We start from the raw sequence: 7,191 nt of genomic DNA, 5'->3' as shown, positions 1-7,191 counted from the left end.
TCGTATGGGCGATCGACGCGTGCCGGGCGCGGGGCTGCAGCCTCGTCCAACTGACCACCGACAAGGGGCGGGCGGACGCGCACCGTTTCTACGAAAGCCTCGGCTTCACCGGCAGCCATCTCGGCTACAAGAAGAGCCTTTAGGCGGACGGAAACCGCTGCACATTTTTTGTGGAACTGCTCGCGGCGTTCGAGCAGTGCGCCCGCGCTGGCGCATTCGGGAAATCGTTCAGGCACACTTCAATTCGCGGCCAAGAGGGGATATAGGTCAGCCAAGTTGACCTATATTGCAGCGTTTGGGGAGGCGTGTCGTGACCCTTATGAATCTGTTGGCTTCGCGCTCGTCGCGCATGAAAGCGTCCGAAATCCGCGAGCTCCTGAAGCTGCTCGACCAGCCGGACATCATCTCGTTCGCCGGCGGTATTCCCGATCCGGCGTTGTTCCCGGCCGAGGCGATCCGTGACGCCTATGCTTCGGTGCTGGGCGGCGCCGAGGCGGGTGCGGCGCTGCAGTACCAGGTCTCGGAAGGCTACCTGCCGTTGCGGCGCTGGCTCGCCGGGCAGATGGGCAAGCTCGGCGTCGCCTGTGACGAGGCCAATATCTTCATCACTTCCGGCTCCCAGCAGGCGCTGGACTATCTCGGCAAACTGTTCCTGTCGCCGGGCGATACCGCGCTGGTGACGTGGCCGACTTATCTCGGCGCGCTGCAGGCTTTCAACGCCTATGAGCCTCGCTACGACCGGCTGACCCCGGCCGGCGGCAACATGACGCCCGATGCCTATCGCGCGGCAGCGGCAGCAAATGGCGGCAAGGCCAAATTCGCCTATCTGGTGCCGGATTTCGCCAACCCGACCGGCAACACGCTGAACCGTGAGCAGCGCGAGGCGGTGCTCGGCCTTGCCGGCGAACTCGACATCGCCGTCATCGAGGATGCCGCCTATCGCGCGCTGCGCTATGACGGCGACGGCGTGCCGCCGATCCTGGCGCTCGACTGCATCAGGTCCGGCGGCATCGACAAGGCGCGCACGCTCTATTGCGGCTCGTTCTCGAAGATACTGTCGCCGGGCATGCGCATCGGCTGGGTTTGCGCCCCGCGCCACATCGTCGAGAAACTGGTGCTGATGAAGCAGGCCTCGGACCTGCACAGCCCGTCGATCAACCAGGTGGTGATGCATCGTGTCGCCGAAGCCGTCTTCGACGGCCAGGTGGAAAAACTTATCGGCGCCTATCGCGAGCGCCGCGACGGGCTGCTCTCGGCACTGGAATCCAATATGCCGGAAGGCGTGACCTGGAGCCGCCCGGAAGGCGGCATGTTCGTCTGGGTAACGTTGCCGGAAGGGGCCGACGCCACCGAGCTTCTGGCGCGGTCGGTGAAAGAAGCGCGGGTGGCCTTCGTGCCGGGCGGCGCCTTTTATGCCGACGGCACCGGGCGCAACACGCTGCGGCTGTCCTTCACGCTCGCCGACCGGCGCGCGGTGAGCGAAGGCATTCCAAGGCTAGCCGCCATCCTGAAGGGATAGGCCGGCGCCGGAGGCCGGCTTTTCCTCCGCCATCACAGTCACCATCCGCTCAAGCTTTGAAAGCTTGGTGCGAGCGAGCTTGCGGACCGGCTTTTCGAAACCTTCTTCGCCGCTTTCGACGACGAAGACCAACGTCATGAAATCGAGCATGAACTCATCTATGGCTGCCGAGACCTCGCGCGACCTGCCCTTGAACCGGCGCAGCAGAGCGGTTGCTTCCTCGATATCCTCGACACCGGCGCTGTCGACCAGCGCTTCGAGCCTCTGAAAACTATCCAATAGCAATTCCTCCCACCGGGGCACCCAACCCGGTTGTGAGCGGAAAGTTCCAAACTGTGAGTGCTCTCGCGAAGAAATCGCCTCCACCGCTTCCGCGGTTTCGACGGGCCATCGGCAATTTTTTGTTCGGGTGGAACCTCCGCGGCCAACAAAGGTTCTTACCAGGTCTGATCCCCCTCAGACCCCTGAAGGCTAGACATGCTTTCCAAAGGCCCGCCGGATCCCCTCCCGGCGGGCTTTTTGTTTGCGGGATAGAACAAGTATCCGCATTGACGACGCCCTGTCCGAACCTAAATTCGAACCTCACGAGGAGGCATCTTTATGGAAACCCAGGAATTGCATCGCGGCCGGCTCATCGACCACATCCAACTGGTGGTCAGGGATCTCGCGCCCAGCCGGCGTTTCTACGAGGCGGTCCTGCAGGCGATCGATGTTCCGATCGGTGGGAGCGGCGACGATTTTTTCTGGGCCGACGAGCTGTTTGTCTCCACTGCCGACAGCCGGGCCGCACAGGGAAAACTCACCGGTCGCCATCACCTGGCTTTCCAGGCAAGGGACCACGCCATGGTCGACGCCTTCTACAAGGCCGGACTGGCGGCTGGCGGCACGGACAATGGCGCGCCGGGCGAACGGCCCTATCATCCCGGCTATTACGCCGCCTTCCTGCTCGATCCCGACGGCAACAACATCGAGGCCGTCCATCATGGTCCGCATAGTCGCAGCGCAGCTTCGGTGAAGATCACCTTCTAAGCTGCCGATATTCAGCCGGCCGGGATCGCGGGCGCATGGGCGATGCCGGAGAGAAGCTGCCTTGCGTTGCCAGATTGATGGCCACGATGCTAACCGTGCAAATGGCGGGCGGGAATCGGCATCGAAGCAACGTGCGCTGCAAAATCCTCAATAGAACTCCCCTTACCCCCTTGGAGATACATTTTTTATGCAAAACCCAACAAGGGCGATCTGTGCCGCCACGCTTTTATTTGCGATCGGGGCCGTGGATCTCACAAGTATATCACCTTTTGCTTATGTTTCATCGGCGCAGGCGCAGGAGGAATATCTTCCGACCCAGAAGGATTTTGTCGGCAAATGGAAACTGAACGGCGGAGCCATCCGGCCGCCGCGCGATATGAAGGATGCGCCGACACCGGAACAGGAAGCGGCCGCCAATGAATTCCAGCAGACGGTGACCGCGTTTTACGGCGCGTTTGACTATCTGGAGATCACGGCGGACGGCCGCTACAATTTTCATCAGCCGGGTGATCCGACGGCGGGGCCTTGCGTCTGGTGCGGAACCTGGTCCTTCAGCAACAGTTCGGCGTGGCTCAAGCTGGAGACCGCGCCCAGGCTGGATATCTACGCCAAGGACGGCGACATGCAGATGACCTACACTGTCGAACCCGACGAAAAATCGAAATATGCTTGGCTGGTTTTCGGTTGGACGAAGGCCGAGTAGGCGGCGGCGCACGGCTCCCCACACCTAAACGGGCCTAAGCGGCTTTTCATCCATCTCGTATCCTCGTATACGAGATGGAGCCAGCCGCCGAGGAGCCCGTATGAGTCCACTGCCTGAAACCGTGCCGTTTTTCAGCCAGTGGGAGACGCCCGACCTGACGCTGGACGTGCTCGCCGACGGCGCGGATGTTGCCCTCAGGCGCGATCCGCTGTGGCGGGGATCGGGCGCGGAAACACTCGATGAATATGCGGTCTGGGCGGCCAATATCTGCGGCATGGCGTGCCTGAAGATGATCCTGGCAAGCCGCGGCGAGATCGTGCCGACGATCGAGCTTGCCAGGCGCTGCACCTTATATGGCGGCTATGTCGTCAACGGGGGATCGATCAAGGGGCTGATCTACGCGCCCTTCGTCAGCTTCGTGAAAGAGGTTTTTGGACTCCGGGCCGAGGTGGTGACCAATGTCGCGACGGCCGAGATTCCGGCGATCATGCAGCGGACGCGCTTCTTCATCGCGTCGGTCAGCAGTTCGATCCGCTGGCCCGAGCGCGAGCCGCCCTCGAAGGGCGGTCATCTGGTGCTGGTCACGGCGGCATCCAATCAGGGTTTCCGCTTCCACAACCCGTCCGGCCATGACCCCGCCACACAGGCAGACGCAGTGTTGGCGCCGGCCGATTTCGACCGCTTCTTCGCCAATCGCGGCATTGCCGTCGCCATTTGATTTTTTTTGACAGTCGAGGGATTTCGATGACCGGTAAGACAAGAGTGGCCATCCTCTATGGCGGGCGTTCGGCCGAGCATGACGTGTCGCGCCTGTCGGCCGCCAATGTGCTGAAGGCGATCGACCGGACGCGCTACGACATCGTGCCGATCGCCATTACCAAAAGCGGCAGATGGCTGCTGCAACAACTTGATGACGCGGCAGGGGCGCCGGCATCCGAAGATGGTGCCGAGGTCGCGCTGCTGCCCGGCGGCAAGGGCCGGCTGGTCGCCGTCTCGCGGGATGGTACGCAGCCTGACCTGCCCCCCATCGACGTCGTGTTCCCGGTGCTGCACGGGCCGTTCGGCGAGGACGGCTCGGTGCAGGGCTATGCCGAGGTCGCCGATGTAGCCTATGTCGGCTGCGGCATCCTCGCGTCGGCCGCGGCCATGGACAAGGATGTCGCCAAGCGGCTGATGCGCGAGGCGGGATTGGCGGTTGCCCGCTCCGTCACCGTGCATCGAAACGGCAAGCATTCCTTCCAGGAGATTGCCGGGATGCTCGGCCTGCCGTTCTTCGCCAAGCCGGCGCGCCAGGGCTCGTCCTTCGGGGTCAGCAAGGTGAATGACAGGGATGGCTTCGAGCAGGCCATCGACACGGCTTTCCGCTACGACGGCAAAGTGTTGATCGAGGAATTCGTCGAGGGGCGCGAGATCGAGTTCTCGGTGCTGGAGCGCGCCGACGGGTCGCTGACGGTGTCGCTGCCCGGCGAGATCATTCCGGCCGGCAAGCACGGCTTCTACACCTATGAGGCCAAATATCTCGATGCCGACGGCGCGCTGGTCAAGGTGCCCGCTGATGTCCCGGCCACTGTGGCCGACAAAGCGAGGGAGATGGCGCGTCAGGCTTTTCAGGCGCTCGGCTGCGAAGCCATGGCGCGCGTCGATTTCTTCCTGCGCGCCGATGGCAGCCTGCTCGTCAACGAGGTCAACACCATTCCCGGCTTCACCGACATCTCGATGTATGCCAAGGCGCTGGCGGCGTCAGGCATCGGCTACAGCCAGACCATTGACGTGCTGATCGAGCACGCGCTGGCCAGGCATGCGGCGCGCTGATCCGATCGGTCGAGAGCGGCCGATGCGGCCCGGATCATTGCCTGTGAGCGAGGCGTATTTCATCGTTGGCTAAAGTTGCACGTCCGCTCTATATGCCCGATCATGGCATTTGGCAGGGGAGGCATCACGTGGCCAATCGTCGAAACGGCACGGCGTCTCCGGCTGACGGGCTAGGGGACGCACTTTCAGCAGCCGCGCCCCATCCGCGAACCTCTTTGCCCAATGTGGCGGCCATCGTCACGACGGTGGCCGCACTGTATTTCGGGCGCGAGGTTTTCCTGCCGATCGCGATCGCGCTGCTGCTGACCTTCGCATTGGCGCCGCTTGTCTCAGCTCTTAAAAAAATCGGCATTCCCCGGATTGCCGCCGTCATTGCCAGCGTGCTCGGCGCTTTCGCGGCGCTTGGCCTGTTCTCCTTCATCGTCGCCACGCAGGTCAGCGAACTGGCGCAGAACATCCCGGTCTACCAGACCAACATCCTGACCAAGATCCGCTCGCTCAAGGAAACCGGGGTCGGGGGCGGGATACTTGCCAGATTGAGCCAGGTGGTCGAGCGTGTCGGCCAGGAGATCGACAGGCAGGACGCCACGCTGCCGGCTGCCGCACCGGAAAAGCCTGCGCGTGAGCCGGTGCCTGTCGAGATCGTCGCCCGAGAAAGGCCGCTCCAGGTCCTGCAGAATATCGTCGGGCCGCTGATCAGCCCGCTTGGGTCGGCCGGACTGATCATCGTCGTCGTCATCTTCATGCTGCTCGAGCGGGAGGATCTGCGCGACCGCTTCATCCGGCTTGTCGGCTACGGCGACCTCCACCGCACCACCGAGGCGCTTCAGGATGCCGCCAAGCGGGTGGGCCGCTATCTCTTGATGCAATTGGTCGTCAACATCGTCTACGCCGTACCGATTGCGATCGGGCTCTGGGCCCTCGGTATTCCCAATGCGCTGCTGTGGGGGCTGCTGGCGCTGGCGCTGCGTTTCGTTCCCTATATCGGCCCGATCATCGGCATGCTTTTGCCGCTGTTCCTGGCGCTGGCCGTTGCGCCGGGCTGGTCGCTCGTGCTGTGGACCGCCGCCCTGTTCGTAGTGATGGAGCTGATCACCGGCAATATCATCGAACCCTGGCTCTACGGTTCGCGGACAGGACTGTCGCCGCTGGCGATCATCGTCGCGGCGATTTTCTGGACGTGGCTCTGGGGGCCGCTCGGGCTGATCCTGTCGACACCGCTCACCGTCTGCCTGGTGGTGCTGGGCAGACACGTGCCGCAGTTTGAATTCCTCGACGTGCTGTTCGGCAACGAGCCCGTGCTCGAACCCCATGCGCGCCTGTACCAGCGGCTTCTGGCCGGCGATCCGGAAGAAGCCACCGACCATGCCGAGGAGATGCTGGAGGAGAAATATCTGGTCGAATTCTACGACAAGGTTGCCATTCCGGCGCTTTTGCTGGGCGAACAAGACCGTGTGCGCGGCGTCATGGGCGATTTGCAAAGGCGGCAGGTGGCGGCCAGTGCCCTGGTGCTGGTGGCCAATCTCGACGACAGCGCGCAGGAGGAGGCAGGCGAGGAGGAGGCGCCGCCCGAGGCCGCAGAGGCGAGCGACGATGGCGATCCCAACGGGGAAGACGAGACCGACCTGCCCGATGGAACGGATATGTCCGTGCTTTGCGCCGGTGGGCGTGGCGAGCTCGACGACGCCGCCGCCGCGATGCTGGCGCAGGTGCTGGAGGTCCAGGGCGCGACGGTATCGAAAGCCGGCTTTGCGGATATGGAGCCCGCCAGCATTCGCCGCCTTGAGCTCGAAACCGTCGACACTGTCGTGGTCGGATTCCTGAACCGGGATTCCGTCAAGCACGCCCGTTTTCTGGTTCGCCGGCTGAAGCGTGCCAAGGCCGCACTTCGGGTGGGAATCGTGTTCTGGTCGGAGACCGGCAGCGAGGACAAGGAGACGGCCGACAAACTGGCCCGTGACTTGAACGCGGATTTCGTGGCGCATGGCATGGTCGACGCCGTGCTGGGCGCGCTCTCAAACGAGCCGCCGGTCGCTCTCAAGCTCGTCGCCAAACGGCGCATGCGGCGACAGCGGGCCGCGTCCAAGAAGGTTACGGCGGCAGCGGCGGATTAGGCCCTGCCTTTGCC

At 63.3% G+C, this 7,191-nt stretch carries 8 protein-coding genes; 7 read left to right on the top strand and 1 reads right to left on the bottom strand.

Going from position 1 to position 7,191, the window contains the following annotated elements:
- Positions 1 to 143, top strand: a 143-nt coding sequence (locus EN964_RS38345; protein WP_373565051.1) for a GNAT family N-acetyltransferase, incomplete at its 5' end; no start/stop codon positions are given.
- Between the two features lie 176 nt (positions 144 to 319).
- Positions 320 to 1,519 carry a PLP-dependent aminotransferase family protein gene (locus EN964_RS01125; RefSeq protein WP_206520052.1) on the top strand — a complete coding sequence of 400 codons (1,200 nt, stop codon included), beginning with the start codon at positions 320 to 322 and terminating at the stop codon, positions 1,517 to 1,519.
- On the opposite strand, the gene EN964_RS01120 is transcribed toward EN964_RS01125, so the two are convergent.
- On the bottom strand, positions 1,496 to 1,798 hold the full coding sequence (locus tag EN964_RS01120) for a hypothetical protein (protein ID WP_236382754.1): 303 nt from the start codon (positions 1,796 to 1,798) through the stop codon (positions 1,496 to 1,498). The two genes, EN964_RS01125 and EN964_RS01120, sit on opposite strands and share 24 nt — an antisense overlap.
- Positions 1,799 to 2,119: 321 nt before the next feature.
- Between EN964_RS01120 and EN964_RS01115 the strand changes: the two genes are divergently transcribed.
- From EN964_RS01115 to EN964_RS01095, 5 genes are all read left to right on the top strand, one after another.
- Positions 2,120 to 2,548 (top strand): VOC family protein, encoded by a 429-nt coding sequence (locus EN964_RS01115; protein WP_127268756.1) that lies wholly within the window; start codon positions 2,120 to 2,122, stop codon positions 2,546 to 2,548.
- 187 nt (positions 2,549 to 2,735) lie between these two features.
- Entirely contained in the window at positions 2,736 to 3,251 is a 516-nt protein-coding gene (locus EN964_RS01110) for a hypothetical protein (RefSeq protein WP_127268757.1), read from the top strand.
- A 100-nt stretch (positions 3,252 to 3,351) separates the two neighbouring features.
- Positions 3,352 to 3,969 carry a C39 family peptidase gene (locus EN964_RS01105; RefSeq protein ID WP_127268758.1) on the top strand — a complete coding sequence of 206 codons (618 nt, stop codon included), beginning with the start codon at positions 3,352 to 3,354 and terminating at the stop codon, positions 3,967 to 3,969.
- Positions 3,970 to 3,995: 26 nt separating this feature from the next.
- Positions 3,996 to 5,063, top strand: a complete 1,068-nt coding sequence (locus EN964_RS01100; RefSeq protein WP_127268759.1) for a D-alanine--D-alanine ligase family protein — start codon at positions 3,996 to 3,998, stop codon at positions 5,061 to 5,063.
- A gap of 128 nt (positions 5,064 to 5,191) precedes the next feature.
- Entirely contained in the window at positions 5,192 to 7,177 is a 1,986-nt protein-coding gene (locus EN964_RS01095) for an AI-2E family transporter (protein WP_127271147.1), read from the top strand.
- Positions 7,178 to 7,191 lie beyond the last annotated feature (14 nt).

The organism is Mesorhizobium sp. M7A.F.Ca.CA.001.10.2.1 (assembly GCF_003998575.1).
GTDB lineage: Bacteria > Pseudomonadota > Alphaproteobacteria > Rhizobiales > Rhizobiaceae > Mesorhizobium.
The sequence above is the reverse complement of the archived record's forward strand: the minus strand, read 5'-3'. Positions and strand labels throughout refer to the sequence as shown.